Below are 18,010 nucleotides of genomic sequence, written 5' to 3'. Positions count from 1 at the left end.
TGAGTGTGCGTCAGACCGCCCCGAAGGCGGCCCGACGAGGGCCGGAGGACGCTCCGAAGCCACCCCGGACCGCCCCGCACCGTTCACCCGGACGCACCGTTCATCACCCGGACGCCAGGAACAATCATATTTCACTCTCAGTCAGCAGCTGCGTGAGCTACCGCCCTTGGGGTACCTGGGCTCTCGACGTTTTGGCTCTGCACCAGTACCGTCACAAACCCCCCGTGCGGCGTCTATCCACTTGGCGCGACATCCGCATCATGGACGACCATAGGGATGCGGAAGCAAGAAAGACCGCTGTGAGAGGAGGCGTCCATGGGATCGGTACGCAAGGCGAGTGCCTGGCTTGGCCTCGTCGACGACAACGATGACGAGCGCTACTACGACGACGACTACTCCGAAGGGACCGAGCAGCCCGGGGATGCCTGGGTCACCGACCCCCGGGTCAAGGTGGCCACGGACACCGCCGAGGAGAAGGGCCGCCGGATCGGCACGGTCACCCCGGACAGCTTCCGGGACGCCCGCGCGATCGGCGAGCTGTTCCGCGAGGGCGTGCCGGTCATCGTGAACCTCACGGCCATGGAGCCGGGCGACGCCAAGCGCGTGGTCGACTTCGCGGCCGGGCTGACCTTCGGCCTGCGCGGCACGATCGAGCGGGTCGCCAACCGGGTCTTCCTGCTGACCCCCGCGAACACCGAGATCGTCAGCGGTGAGCCGGCCAGGCGCCGCGAGGACGGCTTCTTCAACCAGAGCTGAGGCAGGGCCGCTCACCGGCCCTGCCCCCGCGCGGGGTTCACCGGAAGGCGTCGAGCCCGGTGAGTGCCTTGCCCAGCACCAGCTGGTGCATCTCGACGGTGCCCTCGTAGGTGAGCACCGACTCGAGGTTGGTCGCGTGCCGCATGACGGGATATTCCAGGGAGATCCCGTTGGCGCCCAGGATCGTCCGCGCCGTACGGCAGATCTCGATCGCCTCCCGTACGTTGTTGAGCTTGCCGAAGCTGACCTGCTCGGGACGCAGGCGGCCGGCATCCATCCGCCGCCCCAGGTGATGGGCGAGCAGGATTCCCTTGTGCAGTTCGACCGCCATGTCGGCGAGTTTGGCCTGGGTGAGCTGGAAGCCGCCGATGGGCCGACCGAACTGCTCGCGCGACTTCGCGTAGTCGACGGCGGACTCGAAGCAGGTGCGGGCCGCGCCCATGGCGCCCCACACGATCCCGTACCGGGCGTGCGACAGACAGCTGAGCGGCCCCTTGAGCCCGGTGACCTCCGGCAGCACGGCATCGGCGGGCAGCCGTACGTCGTCCATCACCAGCTCGCTGGTGACACTCGCCCGCAGCGACCACTTGTGCCTGATCTCCGGCGCCGAGAACCCCGGCGTGTCGGTGGGCACGACGAACCCGCGGATCCCGTTCTCCGTCTGCGCCCACACGACGGCGACGCCCGCCACCGACCCGTTGGTGATCCACATCTTCCGCCCGCTGAGCACCCAGTCGCCGCCGGCGTCGCGCCGGGCGTACGTCCGCATGGCGGCGGGGTCGGACCCGTGGTCCGGCTCGGTGAGCCCGAAGCACCCGATGACGTCACCGGCGGCCATGCCCGGCAGCCATCGCGACTTCTGTTCCTCACTCCCGAACCGGTGGATCGCGTACATGGCGAGCGACCCCTGCACGGACACGAGCGACCGGATGCCCGAGTCGGCGGCCTCCAGCTCCAGGCAGGCGAGCCCGTACTGCACGGCGGACGCCCCGGCGCACCCGTACCCGCTGAGCGACATCCCGAGCGCCCCGATCGACCCGAGCTCCTTCGCGAGCTCCCTGATGCCGGGCAGCTCCCCGCTCTCGTACCACTCGGCGACGAACGGCAGCACCCGGTCCGCCGCCCAGCTCCGCACGGTCTCCCGTACGGCGAGATCCTCCGGCTCCAGAAGATCGTCGATCCCGAGCGGGTCACCGGCATCGAACGGAGGCAACTTCACGGACGCGGACATCAGAACCCTCCCAAAACTAGCACCGCTAGTTACACCAGCTTAGGCACAGTCTCCCTGTTCCCCCACCCACGCACCACCCGTGCGGGTCACCTGAGAAGCAGACCCCTCCCGTGGACCATCGGCGACCGCGGGCAGCCGTCTACCGGTCTCCACCACAGACACGGAACCCCCGCACCCGCCAACGACGAACCACCCCCACAGGTCGGCAAGCCCCTCCCCCGACCCGCACGGGCGGTGCGCGGGTGGGAGAAGGCCCTGACCCGCACCCGCAGATCGGCCCCCTCCCCGGAGGGGCTACGCCGACACGCGGGAGCGTTCGGCTTCGCGCGGGGCAGGGAGGTCCACCGCGGCGGCCGTGTCCTCGCAGTGCATGGTGCGCGGCAGGCGCAGCGCCATCACCGCCCCCAGCAACAACAGCCCCGCACTCACCAGCAACGTCACATGCAACCCGTGCACATAGGAATCCCGCGCCGCCCGCCGCAACGCCGCCCCGGCCGCCCCGCCCAGCCGCCCGGCGACCTCGTACGCCTCCCCCAGCGAATGCCCCGCCGCGGCCGACGCCGACGCCGGCACCCCCGGCACCCCGGCCAGCCCCGGCGCGTACGCCGCGTTCATCACGCTGCCGAGGAGCGCGATCCCGATCCCGGCGCCCAGCTGGTACGACGTCTCACCGATCGCCGCCGCCCCGCCGGCCTGCGCCGCCGGCGCCTCGCTCAGCATCGACTCGTACGCCCCGAAAAGCGTGGTCTCCAGACCGAAGCCGAGCAGCAGGAAGCCGACAAGCAGCAGGACCGCGTTGTCGGCCCCGCCCATCGCCGTCAGCGTGAGCACCGCCGCCGCGGTCAGGCAGAAGCCGAAGCACACCATCCGGCGCGGCCCGAAGCGCCGGAGCATCCGCGCCCCGGCCAGCCCCGCCGCCATCGCAGCGAGCGTCAGCGGCAGCAGTCGTAGCCCCGTCTGCAACGGTGAGAGGCCCAGCACGAGTTGCAGGTACTGCGCGGCGATCAGCTCGAGACCCACCAGCGCCAGCATCGCCAGCACGATGCAGCCCACCGCCGTGGAGAACGCCGGCCGCGCGAACATCTTCAGGTCCACCAGCGGGAACGCCCGCCGCCGTTGCCGTCGTACGAAGAACACCAGCAGCAGCGCGCCGAGCACGAGCGGTGCCACCGTCAGCGCACTGCCCGCCGGCTCGCCGCCGCCCAGGCGCTTCACCGCGAACACCACGCCGAACAGCCCGACCGCCGCCATCAGCGCGCCGACCACGTCCCAGGGGCCGTCGCGGTCACCGCGGGACTCGGGGAGGAGCAGACGCCCCACCGGAAGGCTGACCAGCATCAGCGGGATGTTCACCAGGAAGACGGAGCCCCACCAGAAGTGTTCGAGGAGGAAGCCGCCGAGGAGGGGGCCGACGGCCGCGCCGACCGCGGCGACCGCGCTCCAGATGCCGATGGCGAGGGCCCGCTCACGACGGTCGGGGAAGACCTGGCGAAGGATGGAGAGGGTCGCCGGCATGATCATCGCACCGCCGACGCCGAGCAGCGCCCGGGCCCCGATCAGCGCCGCCGCGCTCGGCGCGAGGGCGGCCGCCGCGGAGGCGATGCCGAACAGGGTGTAGCCGAGGAGCAGGACCCGCCGCCGGCCCACCCGGTCGCCGAGCGTGCCGAACAGGATCAGCAGCGAGGCGCAGACCAGCGGGTAGACGTCGACGATCCAGAGCAGCTCCATGGCCCCGGGCTTGAGGTCCTCGGTGACAGCGGGCACCGCGACGTGCAGCACGGTGGCGTCGAGGGCGACCAGCAGCAGGCTGACGCAGAGGACGACGAGGACGACCCAGCGGTTGGCACCGGCACCGGCCCCGGACACCGCACGACGGCGCGGTCGTACGGCGGCCGTGGTCGTCCCGGACATGTACGTACCTCCCAGATGGTCCCTCGCGTGCGGCGGACCGGCGGGGTGGGGACTCCCCGTCGTACGGCCGGAGAGGAGCGGGGTCTCCGGCCCGCGCATACGAACGCGAGTGACACGTCAGCGTACGCGAGTTCGTTACGGGGGCACGTGGCGGACCTCTCACACGCTCCGGAGAACTCGTGTGGCGTACGCCACTGCCCTCGCCCCGCACCACGCCCGCGCGCACCTCGCGGTTCCGCGCCCCGTCGATAATCGAGCCCGTGACCGATCTTGAGACTTCCCCGGCGGCACCGCGCACCCCCGCCCTGCGCCGGGCGGCGCCGGCCCTGCTCGGGTACGCGGCCGTACGCGCCCTCGGACTGGTCGTGCTGGCCGGGTGGAGCGCGGCCCGCGGCAGGAGCGCCTACACCTTGTTGACGGCGCGCTGGGACTCGCTGTGGTACACGCGGGTCGCCGAACTGGGGTACGGCTACGAGGTGCGGCTGCCGAACGGCGACGTCCACTCGAACCTGGCCTTCTTCCCGCTGCTGCCCTGGCTGGAGCGTCTGCTGCACGCGTTCGCGCCCCTGTCGTACGCCGACGCCGGCTTCACGGTGAGCCTGCTCGCCTCGCTCGCCGCGGCCTGGGGGGTCTTCGCGGTCACGGATCTCGTGTACGGCCGGCGGGTGGGGGTCTGCGCCGTGTTGCTGTGGGCCGTGCTGCCCGTCGGGATCGTGCAGTCGATGGCGTACAGCGAGTCGCTGTTCACGGCACTGGCCGCGTGGTCGCTGTACGCCGCGCTGACCGGCCGCTGGGTGGGCGCCGGGGTGCTGGCCGCGCTGGCGGGGCTGACCCGGCCGGTGGGGCTCGCCGTGGTGGCGGCGGTGTGGGCCGCGGGGGTGGTCTCGTTCGTGCGGGATCGTGGCAGGGGCGCGCGGGACGGTGGTACGGATCAGCCGGGCGGCGCGCATCTCGACGAACGCGCCCCCGAAGCGCCCAGCGCCGCCCGCGCCCGGCGTGCCCCGCAGGCAACCAGCGCACCGCACGCAACACGCGCTCCCCATGTCACCACCCCCAGCGCCCCCGCCTGGCGCCGCGCCCTCGGCATGCTCCTCGCCCCCCTCGGCACCGCCGCCTATGTCCTGTGGGTCGGCCACCGCACCGGCCGGGGCCCGCTCGGCTACCTGGACGTCCAGGCGGGCTGGCGTAACGGCTTCGACGGCGGCTATGCGTTCGCACGCTTCGCCGCCGACAAGTTCACGTCATTTCCGTCCGCTGCGGCCGGAGCGGGTTTGATCCTCGGCGTCGGCCTGCTGCTGTGGCTCTACGTGACCGGCGTCCGCCAGCGGCAGCCGCTTCCCCTGCTGGTCTACACGGGTGTCGTCCTCGCCCTCGCGCTGTGCGCGTCGAGCTACTTCGGATCCAAGCCGCGGCTGCTGATGCCGGCCTTCCCGGTGCTGCTGCCGCTCACCCGGCCCCTCGCCCGGCTGCGCACCAGCAGATCGGTGCTGGTCACGGCGGGTGTGGCGGTGGCCTCGGCGGTCTATGGCGCGTTCTGGCTGAACGGCTCCGGACCTCCATGATCATTTCGGTGACCTCGATGAGCAGCGGGAGAATTCCACCCCATGCTTTGGTTAACGAATTCATAAGTGCCATAAAACGGCGACCCGGCATGATCAAAGGAATTGAAGGGCGCACCCGCCGAGGATTACGGAATCCTTAGAATTCGGAGGCCTCCTGAGAGGTTTCCCACATCACATCGTCATCACAAAGCCGCTGTTTCGACCGGGAACAGAGCTCACTCGCTGTAACGTCGATTGGGTGCGTACCGAACGAAACCTCACCCGTCTGGACCGGGTGTTCGCCAGGCTGGACCGTGAGCCGGAACGGCCGGCCCACATTGATGTGCCGAAGATGAGCCGGCACCGGGTCGTGTTGTTCACCGCGACCCTCGCCTTCTACCTGGCGATCGTGTGGGCCGTCGTGATCACGTCCTGGCTGGTCCGGCTCGACTGGCAGGTCATGTTCTTCCGGCCGTACCAGCAGTGGTCGGGAATCCACTGGTTCGTCGACTACTACGTGGTCCTCGGCCAGCGCGGCCCGACCGCCGTGATGGTCGCGGCCTGGCTGGGCTGGCGCTCATGGCGGCAGCACACCCTGCGCCCGCTGCTCACGCTCGGTGCCTCGCTGCTGCTGCTCAACATCACGGTCGGCGCCGCCAAGCTCGGCATGGGGCGCCTCGGACCGCACTACGCGACCATCATCGGCTCGAACGAGATGGGCCTGGGCGGCGATATATTCCCCAGCGGACACACCGCCAACGCGGTGGTGACCTGGGGAATTCTGGCATATCTGGCCTCCACCCCGAGAGCCCGCCGCTGGCTCTCCGCCGCCTCGGCGGTCACCTCCCTCGGCGTCGGCATGTCCACCGTCTACCTCGGTACGCACTGGCTGAGCGACGTGTTGCTGGGCTGGGCGGCGGGGCTGCTGATCCTGCTGGCGCTGCCGTGGTGCGAGCCGTTCATCGCCCGCGCCGAGACCTGGCTCTTCGACCTGCGCGACCGCTGGCGCGCCCGCCGCGGCAGCACGGTGCCCGCGCCGGTCCCGGTGCCCGTGGTCCTCAAGCCGCGCCCGGCGCCCGTCGAGCAGACGGCGCCGGAGCCCGAGCCGGTCTCCCTGGCCCGCCCGCCCAGGGCCCCGATCCACCTGGCACCCGGTCCGCACACGGCCCGCTCGGAGCGCACCCCGGTGACCCCGGCGGGCAGCCGCCGCCCGCAGCACCCCGAGCGGCAGCCGCGCGGCACCGCCGCCCAGGCGGCCCGCCCGCTGACGGGCGGCTGACGGCCGTACGGACGCGACAGCGGGGTCCCGGTACGCACCACCGGCCCCGGCACGGCGAAGGCCCCGGTTCCCGCGGTGCGGGAACCGGGGCCTTCGCCGTCGTACGGTCAGCCCTTCCAGGCGCGTGCCACGACGCCGTCCCGTACCTCGAAGTTGAGCCGCCCCATCCGGTACTCCATGGTGATGATCGCGCCCGGCGGCAGCGAGCGCACCGTGGTCCATCCCCGCTGGCGGGCGAGCCGTTCCGCGTCGCCCGCGTCGCGGCCTACGTACCCTTGCGGGCTGTCCTGGGGCTCCGTCGGCGGAGCGGTGTCCGGTGCCATGCGGCCCACGCTAGGCCGCTTCCGGCACAGACGGAAGCCGAAGTCCCGCGTCCGTACCCGGTCACGCTTCTGTCACAGAATCACGACACGCGTTTCGATCGAACTCCGTCACACGTTCGAGCGGTTCCATGCGCCTTCCCGGCGCATTCGAGCGCAATTCCCCGATGCCGGTAGGGTCTTCCGAAAAACCGCCGGAAAGAACCGGACACCGGGATCCGGGGCACTCCGGCACGCGCATTCCATTCCGATTCCGGCGGCCCGCACCGAAGCTGACACCGCATAAGAGATTCACCGGTTCGGCACAGAACCCCCGTACCGCGCGGGCAGGACCGGGGTTGCGGCAACGTGAACTCGGAGCGTGCCGTCCGCACGTGAATCGCCCTCGCATACGGGCACGCGCCCCCATTCGGATCATGTACATGTCCCTGCAAAACGCACCGTGCCCCGCCCGGTCGGACCGGGCGGGGCAGGGCGGTGCGGGGTGCGGGGCAGGGTTCCGCGTCAGAGCGCGAGGCGCTGCCCGGGCACGATGAGGTTCGGGTCGTCGCCGATGACGGCCTCGTTGGCGGCGTAGAGGCGCTGCCAGGTGGTGCCGTGCCGCTCCGCGATCTGGCTCAGGGTGTCCCCCTCGCGGACGGTGTAGTCGCCCTTGGCCGAGGTGCGGCCGGTGCCGGCCGCCGAGCGCTGCGGCGCCTTCGCCGCGGGGGCCGACTTCCGGGTGGTCGACGTGGTCGACGACTTCGTCGACTTCGTCGCCGACTCCGTGCTGCTCTTCGTGGTCACCGAGGCGCTCTCGGGCGCCGAACCGGTAGCCCCGGCCCGCGCCGAGCAGACCGGCCACGCGCCCCAGCCCTGGGCGTGCTGGACCTTGGTGGCGACGGCTATCTGCGCTTCCCTGGAGGCCTGGTCGGCCGTCGCCGCGTAGGCGGAGCCGCCGTACGCGCGCCAGGTGGAGGCGGAGAACTGGAGTCCGCCGTAGTAGCCGTTGCCGGTGTTGATGTGCCAGTTGCCGCCGCTCTCGCACTGGGCGATGCGGTCCCACACTCCGTTGTCCGCCGCCACGGCGTTGCCGGTGGCTGCCAGCAGGCCCAGCGGGGCGAGCAGCGCCGCTCCGGCCAGGGCGGCCGTCGTACGGCCCTTGCGGGAGCCGTTCTTGTTCGCGGCGGTCTCACGGGTGGTATCGGCACACTCGGACATGTATTTCCCTCTCCACATACCCGGGGTCCCCCAGGCGGGACGCGGTCCCCGCGCAATGGACGCGGTTCCTCGCGCTCGCCCCGTCCGCCGCGGCCGGTACTGCGGTGGTGCTCTGTCTGGTGCCGGCCGGCGGACGTACCCGAGCGGTGCTCGCTGCACACGGCGGAGGAATCTAGAGATCGGGAACGCCCGAAATCAACCAACTCCCCGTCAGGCCAGGCCAGTTCGGTGTTACCTTGGGTAGCGGCGATTTTCGGCCACCCACTACATTCCAGGATTTCGTGATTTGTCGACCACGGGTTCGACGGATCTGTGATTCACTTCACCGCGTCAAACTCCTTTGGCTTGCGAAGAGTTGACGGGGAGTGCCGGATTCCGCACGAGGAGTGACCCTGCGCAGTGGATGGTTCGATCCCGATCCCCCCAATGCGTGACCCCCACCACAGATCGCCCGTTGTCTTCTTCATGAGCCCACGACCGCGGGGGCTCACGGACCGGGAGCCACCCGGGCCTTCACGTACCGCATCCCGAGGGAGCCACCGTGCCGCGCATGCTCGACGTCAGCGACGAGGTACGCGCCGAGATCGGCGACGAAGAAGCCGACCGGCTGCTCGCCGGAGACAACGCCCCAGGCAGTTACGACTGCACGTCCTGCCGTACCCCGGGCGACTCCGAACAGGAGCGCACCAGCACCGTCCTGTTCATCGGCGACGAGACCGCCGTCCTCGCCTTCGCCCACGCCACCTGCCTGCCCTCGCAGGTCGTCCAGGTCACCGAGGAGCAGCTGCAGGGCGCGGTCCGCTCCATCAGCGGCGACGGCGCGCCCGGCGGCGGGTCGCAGAAGGCCGTGCCCGAGCAGGCGGTGCTCGGGGTGACCAGCGGACTCGTGCTGATCGCCGGGGAGTTGCACCCCGCGCTGGTGGTGGAGCCGACCTCGCCGATCGTGCGGCCCGGCACGGACGGGGTGGGCGACGACTTCCTGCCGCTCCTCATCGAGCAGGGCTTCATGCCGGTGCCGGAGCTGACGGCCGTGCCGCCGGTGCTGCACGGGTGGTCGGTGCTGCTGGCGGTGGGTCAGCTGCACGCGGTGCTGCAGCCGGGGCCGGCGGGCGGGCAGCCGGTGGCCTGGTGGCAGGCGCATCAGCCGCTGCAGGTGACCGACGGGTGGCGGGCGGCCGCCAACAAGCACCAGCAGGTGCTGATGTTCGCGGCGCCGGTGGGGTCGATCGGGCGGCAGCCCCGGGAGGACCTGCTGCGCGACGCGATCGACAAGGCGGCGGCGAACGGGAAGCTGGTGGCGGCGGCGTTGCCGCTTGCGGGGGTTTGAGGGGCGCCCACGGGGGGTGGGAGCTGCGGTGCGTGAGCGGCTGCGGGTAGTCCGTGGCTGGTCGCGCAGTTCCCCGCGCCCCTAAAGGGGCGCCTCAGGGCCGCATCTCTTTGAAGACCTGGTCGTTTGGACATACGTGCACGCATACGACCTTCCTCACCACCGGCCGTCCTTCTCCGCCGTTCCCGCTGCTCGAGTGTCTCAGGAGGCCCAGGGCGGGATCTCGGCCACGCCGATCTACGACTCGCTGTACACGGAGTGGGTCAAGGCCTTCCGTACGCTGCCGGGTGATCGCAGCGGGGAGGAGTCCCTGGGGTTCGTCGCCTTCGGGAACGCCCCGTTCAGTACCGGCACCCACGGTCTGGGCTCGTACGGAGGGAACTCGTACAGCGCGTACAGCGCGGGTGCCTACAGCGCCCGGAGCGGCGGCGGGCAGCCGCAGCCGCCGCAGTGGCAGCGGATCGGGACGCTCGGGAGGGCCCAGGAGGCCGGGATGGCGCCCGTCCCGGTGGCGCTACCGCCGGCTCCGCGCCGGGGGATGTGAGACAGGGGAGAGGGGGGGGGGGGGGGGGGGGGGGGGGGGGGGGGCCCCCCCCGCGGGCCGGGGGGGGGGGGGGGGCGGCCGCGGGGGGGGGGGGGGCCCCCCGCGCGCCCCGCCCCCCCCCCCTCTCCCCTGTCTCCCTACTTCTTCTTCGCGCCGCGCTTCTCGCGCACCCGCACGGAGATATGGATCGGCGTGCCCTCGAAGCCGAACTCCTCGCGCAGCCGGCGTTCGATGAAGCGGCGGTAGCCCGCCTCGATGAAGCCGGAGGCGAACAGGACGAACCGCGGCGGCTTGGTGCCGGCCTGGGTGCCGAACAGGATGCGCGGCTGCTTGCCGCCCCGGACCGGGTGCGGGTGGGCCGAGACCAGCTCGCCGAGGAAGGCGTTGAGGCGGCCGGTGGGGACGCGGGTCTCCCAGCCGGCGAGGGCGGTCTCGATCGCGGGGACCAGCTTCTCCATGTGGCGGCCGGTGCGGGCCGAGACGTTGACCCGGGGTGCCCAGGCGACCTGGCCGAGCTCGGTCTCGATCTCGCGCTCCAGGTAGTAGCGGCGCTCCTCGTCGAGGGTGTCCCACTTGTTGAAGGCGAGGACGACCGCGCGGCCCGCCTCGACGGCCATGGTGACGATCCGCTGGTCCTGCACCGAGATGTTCTCTGAGGCGTCGAGCAGGATGACCGCGAGCTCGGCCTTCTCGACGGCGGCCGCGGTGCGCAGCGAGGCGTAGTAGTCGGCGCCCTGCTGGAGGTGGACGCGCTTGCGGATGCCGGCGGTGTCGACGAACTTCCAGGTCACCCCGCCGAGTTCGATCAGCTCGTCGACCGGGTCGCGGGTGGTGCCGGCGAGCTCGTTGACGACGACGCGCTCTTCGCCCGCCACCTTGTTGAGGAGGGAGGACTTGCCGACGTTGGGGCGGCCGATGAGGGCGATCCGGCGGGGGCCGCCGACGCCGGGGCCGCCGAAGGTCTGCTCGGGCGCCTCGGGCAGCGCCTCCAGGACGGCGTCCAGCATGTCGCCGGTGCCGCGGCCGTGCAGGGCGGAGACCGGGTGCGGCTCGCCGAGGCCGAGGGACCAGAGGTAGGCCGCGTCGGCCTCGCCGCTCGGGCCGTCGACCTTGTTGGCGGCCAGCACGACCGGCTTGCCGGCCTTGCGCAGCAGGCGTACGACCGCCTCGTCGGTGTCGGTCGCGCCGACCTTGGCGTCGACGACGAAGACGACCGCGTCGGCCGCCTCGATCGCGTACTCGGCCTGGGCGGCCACGGAGGCGTCGATGCCGAGGACGTCCTGCTCCCAGCCGCCGGTGTCGACGACCTTGAAGCGGCGGCCGGCCCACTCGGCCTCGTACGTCACGCGGTCCCGGGTGACACCGGGCTTGTCCTCGACGACGGCCTCGCGGCGGCCGATGATGCGGTTGACCAGAGTCGACTTGCCGACGTTGGGGCGGCCCACGACGGCGAGGACGGGCAGCGGGCCGTGACCGGCCGCCTCGATGGCGCCCTCGACGTCCTCGATGTCGAAGCCCTCTTCGGCGGCGAGCTCCATGAACTCCGCGTACTCGGTGTCACCGAGCGCCCCGTGGTCGTACTCGTGCTCAGCCGAGTCGCCGGGCTGGATGTGGTCGTTCATGAAGTCCGTACCTCGTCGTTCATCGTGGTGATCGGTGGACCAGCCGCACAAGGGCTGATCCACTACTCAGTTTCGCCCTAGGGCCTGTCCGGCGGATCATGCCGGAGACGCGGGGGTGGCACGCACATCTGCCGCGTTGTCGTCACTCGCCGACGTCCCCCAGCCTACGGCCGGGAGGTGCCCCCACCGCGTCGACTCCCTCCTCCGCCTTGCAGCTGCACGCACCGCATCCCGCTCACCCGAGAGTAATGGGCACCGCTGCTCTTCTCCGACCTGATCCGCCGGACAGGCCCTAGCGTCCGGTGAGACGCCTGGCGTTTTCCAGGTGGCCGGCGAGCTGCTTCTGGATGCGCTCGGTGGCCTCGTCCAGGGCCTTGCGGGTGCGCCGGCCGGTGCCGTCGCCCGCCTCGAAGGGGTCGCCGAAGACGACGTCGACGCGGGAGCGCAGCGGGGGCAGCCCCTTGACCAACCGTCCGCGCCGCTCGGAACTTCCCAGCACGGCCACCGGGACGATCGGCGCACCGGAGCGCACCGCGAAGTAGGCGAGGCCCGCGCGGAGCGCGGCGAAGTCGCCGTCGCCGCGGCTGCCCTCGGGGAATATGCCGAGCACTCCCCCGGCCTCCAGGACGCCGAGCGCCCGGGTGACCGCCGTGCGGTCGGTGGACTGGCGGTCCACCTTCAGCTGCCCGATCCGGGTCAGGAACGGGTCGAGCGGGCCGACGAACGCCTCCTTCTTGATGAGGAAGTGCGTCGGCCGGGGCGCCACGCCCATGACCATGGGGCCGTCGATGTTGTGGGAGTGGTTCACGGCGAGGATCGCCGGGCCCTGCGCCGGTACCTTCCAGGCGCCGAGCACGCGTGGCTTCCACAGCCCGTACATCAGGCCGACCCCGATGCGGCGCCCGGTCTCGGCGCCGCGCTGCGACGGAAGGCTCACTTCCCGGCCCGCTTCTCCTCGACGAGGGTGACGACGCACTCGATGACCTGGGCCAGCGTCAGCTCGGTGGTGTCCACCTCGACCGCGTCGCCGGCCTTGGCGAGCGGCGAGGTCTTGCGGGTGGAGTCGGCGGCGTCCCGCTTGACCAGGGCCTCGCGCGTGGCGTTGACGTCGGCGCCTTTCAGCTCGCCGCTGCGGCGGGCCGCGCGGGCCTCCGGGGAGGCGGTGAGGAAGACCTTCAGGTCGGCGTCGGGCAGCACGGTCGTACCGATGTCGCGGCCCTCGACGACGATGCCGTGCGCGGCGGCACGGGCCAGCGACCGCTGCAGCTCGCTGATCCTGGTCCGCACCTCCGGTACCGCGCTGACCGCGCTGACCTTGGAGGTGACCTCCTCGGTGCGGATCGGGCCGGAGACGTCCACGCCGTCGACGGTGATCGTCGGCTTGACCGGGTCGGTCCCCGAGACGATCTCCGGCTTGCCGGCGACCGCGGCGATCGCGGTCGGATCGGTGAGGTCGATGCCGCTGTTCACCATCCACCAGGTGATGGCCCGGTACTGGGCGCCGGTGTCCAGGTAGCTCAGGCCGAGCTGCTCGGCCACGGCCTTGGACGTGCTCGACTTGCCGGTGCCCGAGGGGCCGTCGATCGCGACAATCACGGGCTTTACGGCGCCGTTTTCCACGGGTGGACACCTTCCGGGTGCAGGGTGGTGGGTGGGGTGCGGGCGGCGGTGCGCCCCCGCACAAGGTTACCGGCCCCCGGGACCGCCGTTTTCAGCGCTACTGGCGCAGCGCCCAGCCCCGGTCCCGCAGCGCCGACGTGAGCACGGGCACCGCCTTCGGTTCCACCCAGAGCTGGACGTGACCGGCCTGCTGACCGGTCGCGTGCTCGATCCGCACGTCCTCGATGTTGACCCCGGCCGCCCCGGCGTCCGCGAAGATCCGGGCCAGCTGACCGGGCTGGTCGTCGATGAGCACCGCCACGACCTCGTACACCCGCGGCGCCGAGCCGTGCTTGCCGGGTACCCGCACCTGGCCGGCGTTGCCGCGGCGCAGCACGTCCTCGATGCCGGCCCCGCCCGCCCGCCGCTTGGCCTCGTCCGAGGACTGCAGGGCGCGCAGGGCGCCGACCGTCTCGTCGAGGTCGGCGGAGACGTCGGCGAGCAGGTCGGCGACCGGGCCGGGGTTCGCGGAGAGGATGTCGATCCACATCCGGGGGTCGGAGGCGGCGATCCGGGTGACGTCCCGGATGCCCTGTCCGCACAGCCGTACGGCCGACTCGTCGGCGTGCTCCAGGCGGGCGGCGACCATGCTGGAGACCAGGTGGGGCATGTGGGAGACCAGGGCGACGGCGCGGTCGTGGGCGTCGGCGTCCATGACGACCGGCAGGGCCCGGCAGTGCGAGACCAGTTCCAGGGCGAGGTTGAGCACCTCGGTGTCGGTGTCCCGGGTCGGGGTGAGCACCCAGGGCCGGCCCTCGAAGAGGTCGGCGGTGGCCGCCAGCGGTCCGGACTTCTCCCGGCCCGACATGGGATGCGTCCCGATGTACGACGACAGGTCCAGGCCCTTCGCCTCCAGTTCCCGGCGCGGGCCGCCCTTGACGCTGGCCACGTCGGCGTAGCCGCGGGCCAGGCCCCTGCTCATCGCGTCCGCGAGGACGGCGGCGACATGGGCGGGCGGGGCGGCGACGATGGCCAGGTCGACCGGGCCCTCGGGCGCCTCGTCGGTGCCGGCGCCGAGCGCGGCCGCGGTACGGGCCTGCTCGGGGTCGTGGTCGGCGAGGTGCACGACGACGCCCCGCTGGGCGAGGGCGAGCGCGGCGGACGTACCGATGAGACCGGTACCGATGACGAGCGCGGTTCTCACTGGGCGATGTCCTTGCGCAGGGCGGCCGCGGCGCCGAGGTAGACGTGGTTGATGTCGGCGCGGGGCCGGTCGGACTCGATGTGCGCGAGTATCCGTACGACGCGGGGCATGGCGCCCGCGATGTCCAGCTCCTGGGCGCAGATCAGCGGCACGTCGACGATGCCGAGCTTGCGCGCGGCGGCGGCCGGGAAGTCGCTGTGCAGGTCCGGGGTGGCCGTGAACCAGATGCTGATCAGGTCGTCCGCGGTCAGGCCGTTCCGCTCCAGGATGGCCGTGAGCAGCGCTCCGACCTGCTGGTCCATGTGACCGGCATCGTCCCGCTCCAGCTGGACGGCCCCCCGGACCGCTCGTACCGCCACGGCACCGCTCCTGTTCTGACGTCGGTCTCTTGGTCCGTCCAGCCTAGTCAGGCCGCCGCCGGTCCCGTGCGTCGTGCCCGCCCGCTGAGACGCCGCCCAGGGGCTGTCCGGCGGATCAGGTCGCCGGAAGGCAGCGGTGACTGATCAGCCGAGGTGAGCAGGGTCGTGGGGGTACCTCCCGGCCGGAGGCTGGGGGACGTCGGCGAGCGGCGACAACGCCGCTGGGGATACCCCCTCTGGGGGAGGGCGTGCCAGACCCCGCGTCTGCGGCATGACCCGCCGGACAGCCCCTGGTCCTTTAGTCCTTGCGGACGGCCGGGGCCGACTTCGCGAGGGTCTCCAGGAGCCCGCCGAGCGAGCTGCCGCCCTGGCCGTGGCTCATCGCGCCGATCAGCGTGGTCAGCCTCCCGGCGGCCTCGTCGTCGTCACCGAGGAGGCTGCCGAGTATGTTCTCAAGGTCATTGCCTGCCATGGCCCCAATGTCACGCGTATGACCCAATTCCGCTACTTGGGGTGAAACACCCCTGTGCGCCTCTTTACGTCGGGCCTGCGGGTCCGCTCTGATGGCAGCCAGACCCGCCTCGGGGGAGGTCCGCCATGAAACGTCCCGGTCCGCTGCTGACCCTGCTCGCGGGTCTGCTGCTCGGCCTGCTCACGCTGGCGCTCGACGCGACGGCGGGGACGAGGAACGCCTCGTCGTCGTACCAGGAGAAGCCACCGGCTCCGACGCCCACGAGCAGCACGGCGTCCCCGGCCCCGGCCACGGCCACGGCCCCGTCGCCGTCGCCGTCTCGGTCCGCGACGGGAGGGCGATCGCGTACTTCTGCGACGGGCGCAGCAAGGAGTCCTGGCTCAAGGGCCGGGTGCGGCCCGACGGCGGCATGCGGCTGACCGGCGGCCACGGCGCCGCGCTGACCGGGACGCTGCGGGACGGCAGCCGCATCCGCGGGGCCGTCGACCTGGACGGCGGCCACTACGCCTTCACCGCCCGGAAGGCCGTCAAGGGGTCGGGGCTGTACCGGGCCACGGCGACCGTGCGCGGAGCGAAGGTCGACGGCGGCTGGATCGTGCTCGCCGACGGCCGCCAGGTCGGCATCGTCGACCGTGAAGGCACACCGTCGTCCGCACCCCGCATCGACCCGGAGACCGGCGCCGTGACGGTCGACGGACAGCCGCTGACGGCGAACCCGGTCCTCCCCTGACATCCGGCCGTGACCCGAGGGAGCCGACATGAGCGTCGACCCGAACGCCGCCACCCAGAGCTGGCCGCCGCCCGAGCCGAACCGCCGAAGCCCGAACCCCGCCCGCTATCTCGTCCCCGTCCTGGTGGCCGGCGCGGTCGCGGTCGCCCTCGGCGTGTACGGCAGGGTCCACCACCCGACCGGGGCCGTCTTCGGCCTCGGCGCCTTCAGCAGCACATTCGCCGGGAAGACGTGGCTGGCCTCGATCGCGCTCTTCTTCGCGCTCGTCCAGCTGGTCTCCGCGCTGATGCTGTACGGGAAGCTGCCGGGACCACGCTGGGCCTCGGGCCTGCACCGCTGGTCGGGGCGGATCGCCTTCCTGGTCGCCGTCCCCGTGGCGGTGCACTGCCTGTACGCGTTGGGCTATCAGACGTACGAAACACGCGTTTTGTGGCACTCCATCCTGGGTTGCTTCTTCTTCGGCGTTTTCAGTGCCAAGATGCTGCTGCTCCGTTGGGAGCGACTCCCTGGCTGGCTGCTGCCGATCGTCGGTGGGCTGGTGTTCGCCGTGCTCACGCTCGTCTGGCTGACGTCCGCATTCTGGTTCTTCCGCACGTTCGGGGTGACGACATGACCGAGGGCTCCACTCGGCGCACCATGCTCGCGACGGGTACCGCGGCGCTCGCCGCGACCTGCGTGGGCTGCGGCAACAACAACGGCAACGGCTCCTCCAGCTCGACCGCGACGCCCACCTCGTCCGAGACGCCCACCGCCTCCGCGGCGTCGCCCACCGCCGGATCGTCCGCCTCCGGGTCCGCGAGCGCGGCCGCCGGGAGTGCGCTGGCGCAGACGAGTGAGATCCCGGAGGGCGGCGGCACGATCTTCAAGGACCAGAAGATCGTGGTGACCCAGCCGAGGAAGGGCGAGTTCAAGGCCTTCTCGGCGATCTGCACCCACATGGGCTGCACCGTGGCCAAGGTGGCGGACGGCACCATCGACTGCCCCTGCCACGGCAGCAAGTTCCACATCGCCGACGGCTCGGTCGCCCACGGCCCGGCGACGAGGCCGCTGCCGGCCGAGTCGATCACGGTGAGCGGAAATTCGATCACCCTGGGCTGACCGGCCACGTACGCTCCCGGGCATGCAGCCCGAGGACCTGGTACGCGACCACACCATCTACGCCTGTGTCATGGGGTCGCGGGCCTTCGGCCTGGCCACCGAGGGCAGCGACACCGACCGCCGGGGTGTGTTCCTCGCCCCCACTCCGCTGTTCTGGGGTTTCGAGAAGCCGCCCACGCATGCCGAGGGGCCGGGCGAGGAGCGGTTCTCCTGGGAGCTGGAGCGGTTCTGCGAGCTGGCGCTGCGGGCCAATCCGAACATCCTGGAGTGCCTGCACTCGCCCCTGGTCGAGCACATCGACGAGACGGGTCGCGAACTCCTCGCGCTGCGCGACGCCTTCCTCTCCCGGCGCGCCTACGACACGTTCACCCGCTACGCCCTCGGCCAGCGCCGGAAGCTCGACGCGGACGTCCGGACGCACGGCGCCCCGCGCTGGAAGCACGCGATGCACCTGCTGCGGCTCCTGACGAGCGCCCGCGACCTGCTGCGCACCGGCGAGCTGACGATCGACGTCGGCGACCGGCGCGCGGAGTTCCTGGCGGTGAAGCGGGGCGAGGTCTCCTGGCCGGAGGTCGAGTCCCGGATGGCCCGGCTCGCCGCGGAGACCGAGCGGGCCCTGCACGGCACCCCACTCCCGGCGGAACCGGACCACGCGCGCGTGGCCGACTTCCTCTTCCGGGCGCGCCGGGACTCAGCCCTCCGGACGCACGCGGATCACCAGGTCGTGCAGGGCGTCGTGCGCACCGGCCGCGTCGGGCAGCGCTGAACCGTTCCACGCCTCGTCGAGCAGCACGTGCAGCCGCTCGACGTCGGCCTC

The 18,010-nt window shown here is 71.9% G+C and carries 18 protein-coding genes and 1 pseudogene; 9 read left to right on the top strand and 10 right to left on the bottom strand.

All coding sequences use genetic code 11. From position 1 onward, the window contains the following. Nucleotides 1–315: 315 nt before the first annotated feature. Complete coding sequence (locus ACZ4UV_RS42650; RefSeq protein WP_293991899.1) at nucleotides 316–756, top strand: cell division protein SepF; 441 nt, start codon at nucleotides 316–318, stop codon at nucleotides 754–756. Between the two features lie 37 nt (nucleotides 757–793). On the opposite strand, the gene ACZ4UV_RS42645 is transcribed toward ACZ4UV_RS42650, so the two are convergent. Then, the gene (locus ACZ4UV_RS42645) at nucleotides 794–1,987 is read right to left on the bottom strand and encodes an acyl-CoA dehydrogenase family protein (RefSeq protein WP_451016516.1); all 1,194 of its coding nucleotides are present in this window, start codon (nucleotides 1,985–1,987) and stop codon (nucleotides 794–796) included. A 294-nt stretch (nucleotides 1,988–2,281) separates the two neighbouring features. Further along, complete coding sequence (locus ACZ4UV_RS42640) at nucleotides 2,282–3,898, bottom strand: MFS transporter (RefSeq protein WP_451016517.1); 1,617 nt, start codon at nucleotides 3,896–3,898, stop codon at nucleotides 2,282–2,284. Between the two features lie 260 nt (nucleotides 3,899–4,158). Here ACZ4UV_RS42640 and ACZ4UV_RS42635 point away from each other — a divergent pair, with 260 nt between their 5' ends. Both ACZ4UV_RS42635 and ACZ4UV_RS42630 read left to right on the top strand, forming a co-directional pair. Continuing rightward, the gene (locus tag ACZ4UV_RS42635; protein ID WP_467845600.1) at nucleotides 4,159–5,460 is read left to right on the top strand and encodes a mannosyltransferase family protein; all 1,302 of its coding nucleotides are present in this window, start codon (nucleotides 4,159–4,161) and stop codon (nucleotides 5,458–5,460) included. 238 nt (nucleotides 5,461–5,698) lie between these two features. Further along, nucleotides 5,699–6,718 carry a phosphatase PAP2 family protein gene (locus ACZ4UV_RS42630; RefSeq protein ID WP_451016519.1) on the top strand — a complete coding sequence of 340 codons (1,020 nt, stop codon included), beginning with the start codon at nucleotides 5,699–5,701 and terminating at the stop codon, nucleotides 6,716–6,718. Between the two features lie 107 nt (nucleotides 6,719–6,825). On the opposite strand, the gene ACZ4UV_RS42625 is transcribed toward ACZ4UV_RS42630, so the two are convergent. Then, nucleotides 6,826–7,041, bottom strand: coding sequence for an I78 family peptidase inhibitor (locus tag ACZ4UV_RS42625; RefSeq protein WP_293991910.1), 216 nt, complete (start codon nucleotides 7,039–7,041; stop codon nucleotides 6,826–6,828). Nucleotides 7,042–7,542: 501 nt separating this feature from the next. After that, entirely contained in the window at nucleotides 7,543–8,238 is a 696-nt protein-coding gene (locus tag ACZ4UV_RS42620; protein ID WP_467845593.1) for a LysM peptidoglycan-binding domain-containing protein, read from the bottom strand. Between the two features lie 541 nt (nucleotides 8,239–8,779). Between ACZ4UV_RS42620 and ACZ4UV_RS42615 the strand changes: the two genes are divergently transcribed. Together ACZ4UV_RS42615 and ACZ4UV_RS42610 are read left to right on the top strand one after the other, a co-directional pair. After that, nucleotides 8,780–9,565, top strand: coding sequence for a hypothetical protein (locus tag ACZ4UV_RS42615; RefSeq protein WP_390046000.1), 786 nt, complete (start codon nucleotides 8,780–8,782; stop codon nucleotides 9,563–9,565). A gap of 136 nt (nucleotides 9,566–9,701) precedes the next feature. Continuing rightward, nucleotides 9,702–10,109 carry a hypothetical protein gene (locus ACZ4UV_RS42610; protein WP_467845590.1) on the top strand — a complete coding sequence of 136 codons (408 nt, stop codon included), beginning with the start codon at nucleotides 9,702–9,704 and terminating at the stop codon, nucleotides 10,107–10,109. 137 nt (nucleotides 10,110–10,246) lie between these two features. Here ACZ4UV_RS42610 and der read toward each other — a convergent pair whose 3' ends face one another. From der to ACZ4UV_RS42580, 6 genes are all read right to left on the bottom strand, one after another. Continuing rightward, nucleotides 10,247–11,731 (bottom strand): ribosome biogenesis GTPase Der, encoded by a 1,485-nt coding sequence (gene der / locus ACZ4UV_RS42605; RefSeq protein ID WP_388925515.1) that lies wholly within the window; start codon nucleotides 11,729–11,731, stop codon nucleotides 10,247–10,249. Nucleotides 11,732–12,023: 292 nt separating this feature from the next. Beyond that, entirely contained in the window at nucleotides 12,024–12,707 is a 684-nt protein-coding gene (locus tag ACZ4UV_RS42600) for a lysophospholipid acyltransferase family protein (protein ID WP_391389222.1), read from the bottom strand. Beyond that, entirely contained in the window at nucleotides 12,665–13,351 is a 687-nt protein-coding gene (cmk, locus tag ACZ4UV_RS42595) for a (d)CMP kinase (protein ID WP_390045993.1), read from the bottom strand. The genes ACZ4UV_RS42600 and cmk overlap by 43 nt, the downstream gene beginning before the upstream one ends. 97 nt (nucleotides 13,352–13,448) lie before the next feature. Then, nucleotides 13,449–14,534 carry a prephenate dehydrogenase gene (locus ACZ4UV_RS42590; RefSeq protein ID WP_390045992.1) on the bottom strand — a complete coding sequence of 362 codons (1,086 nt, stop codon included), beginning with the start codon at nucleotides 14,532–14,534 and terminating at the stop codon, nucleotides 13,449–13,451. Further along, a complete protein-coding gene (gene aroH / locus ACZ4UV_RS42585; protein ID WP_390045990.1) occupies nucleotides 14,531–14,893 on the bottom strand; it encodes a chorismate mutase in 363 nt (120 codons plus the stop codon). The genes ACZ4UV_RS42590 and aroH overlap by 4 nt, the downstream gene beginning before the upstream one ends. Nucleotides 14,894–15,191: 298 nt before the next feature. After that, on the bottom strand, nucleotides 15,192–15,365 hold the full coding sequence (locus ACZ4UV_RS42580; protein ID WP_390045988.1) for a hypothetical protein: 174 nt from the start codon (nucleotides 15,363–15,365) through the stop codon (nucleotides 15,192–15,194). 125 nt (nucleotides 15,366–15,490) lie between these two features. Between ACZ4UV_RS42580 and ACZ4UV_RS42575 the strand changes: the two are divergent. The 4 genes and pseudogenes from ACZ4UV_RS42575 (at nucleotide 15,491) to ACZ4UV_RS42560 (ending at nucleotide 17,959) form a co-directional block, all read left to right on the top strand. Next, nucleotides 15,491–16,095: pseudogene (locus ACZ4UV_RS42575) on the top strand (hypothetical protein). 28 nt (nucleotides 16,096–16,123) lie between these two features. Beyond that, complete coding sequence (locus ACZ4UV_RS42570; protein ID WP_390045984.1) at nucleotides 16,124–16,708, top strand: DUF6529 family protein; 585 nt, start codon at nucleotides 16,124–16,126, stop codon at nucleotides 16,706–16,708. Further along, nucleotides 16,705–17,193 (top strand): Rieske (2Fe-2S) protein, encoded by a 489-nt coding sequence (locus ACZ4UV_RS42565; protein WP_467845576.1) that lies wholly within the window; start codon nucleotides 16,705–16,707, stop codon nucleotides 17,191–17,193. Before ACZ4UV_RS42570 ends, ACZ4UV_RS42565 begins: the two co-directional genes overlap by 4 nt. A gap of 22 nt (nucleotides 17,194–17,215) precedes the next feature. Further along, the gene (locus ACZ4UV_RS42560) at nucleotides 17,216–17,959 is read left to right on the top strand and encodes a nucleotidyltransferase domain-containing protein (protein ID WP_451021947.1); all 744 of its coding nucleotides are present in this window, start codon (nucleotides 17,216–17,218) and stop codon (nucleotides 17,957–17,959) included. Nucleotides 17,960–18,010 lie beyond the last annotated feature (51 nt).

Source organism: Streptomyces sp. NPDC028289 (genome assembly GCF_055565975.1).
This window is presented reverse-complemented; position numbering and strand designations above follow the sequence as displayed.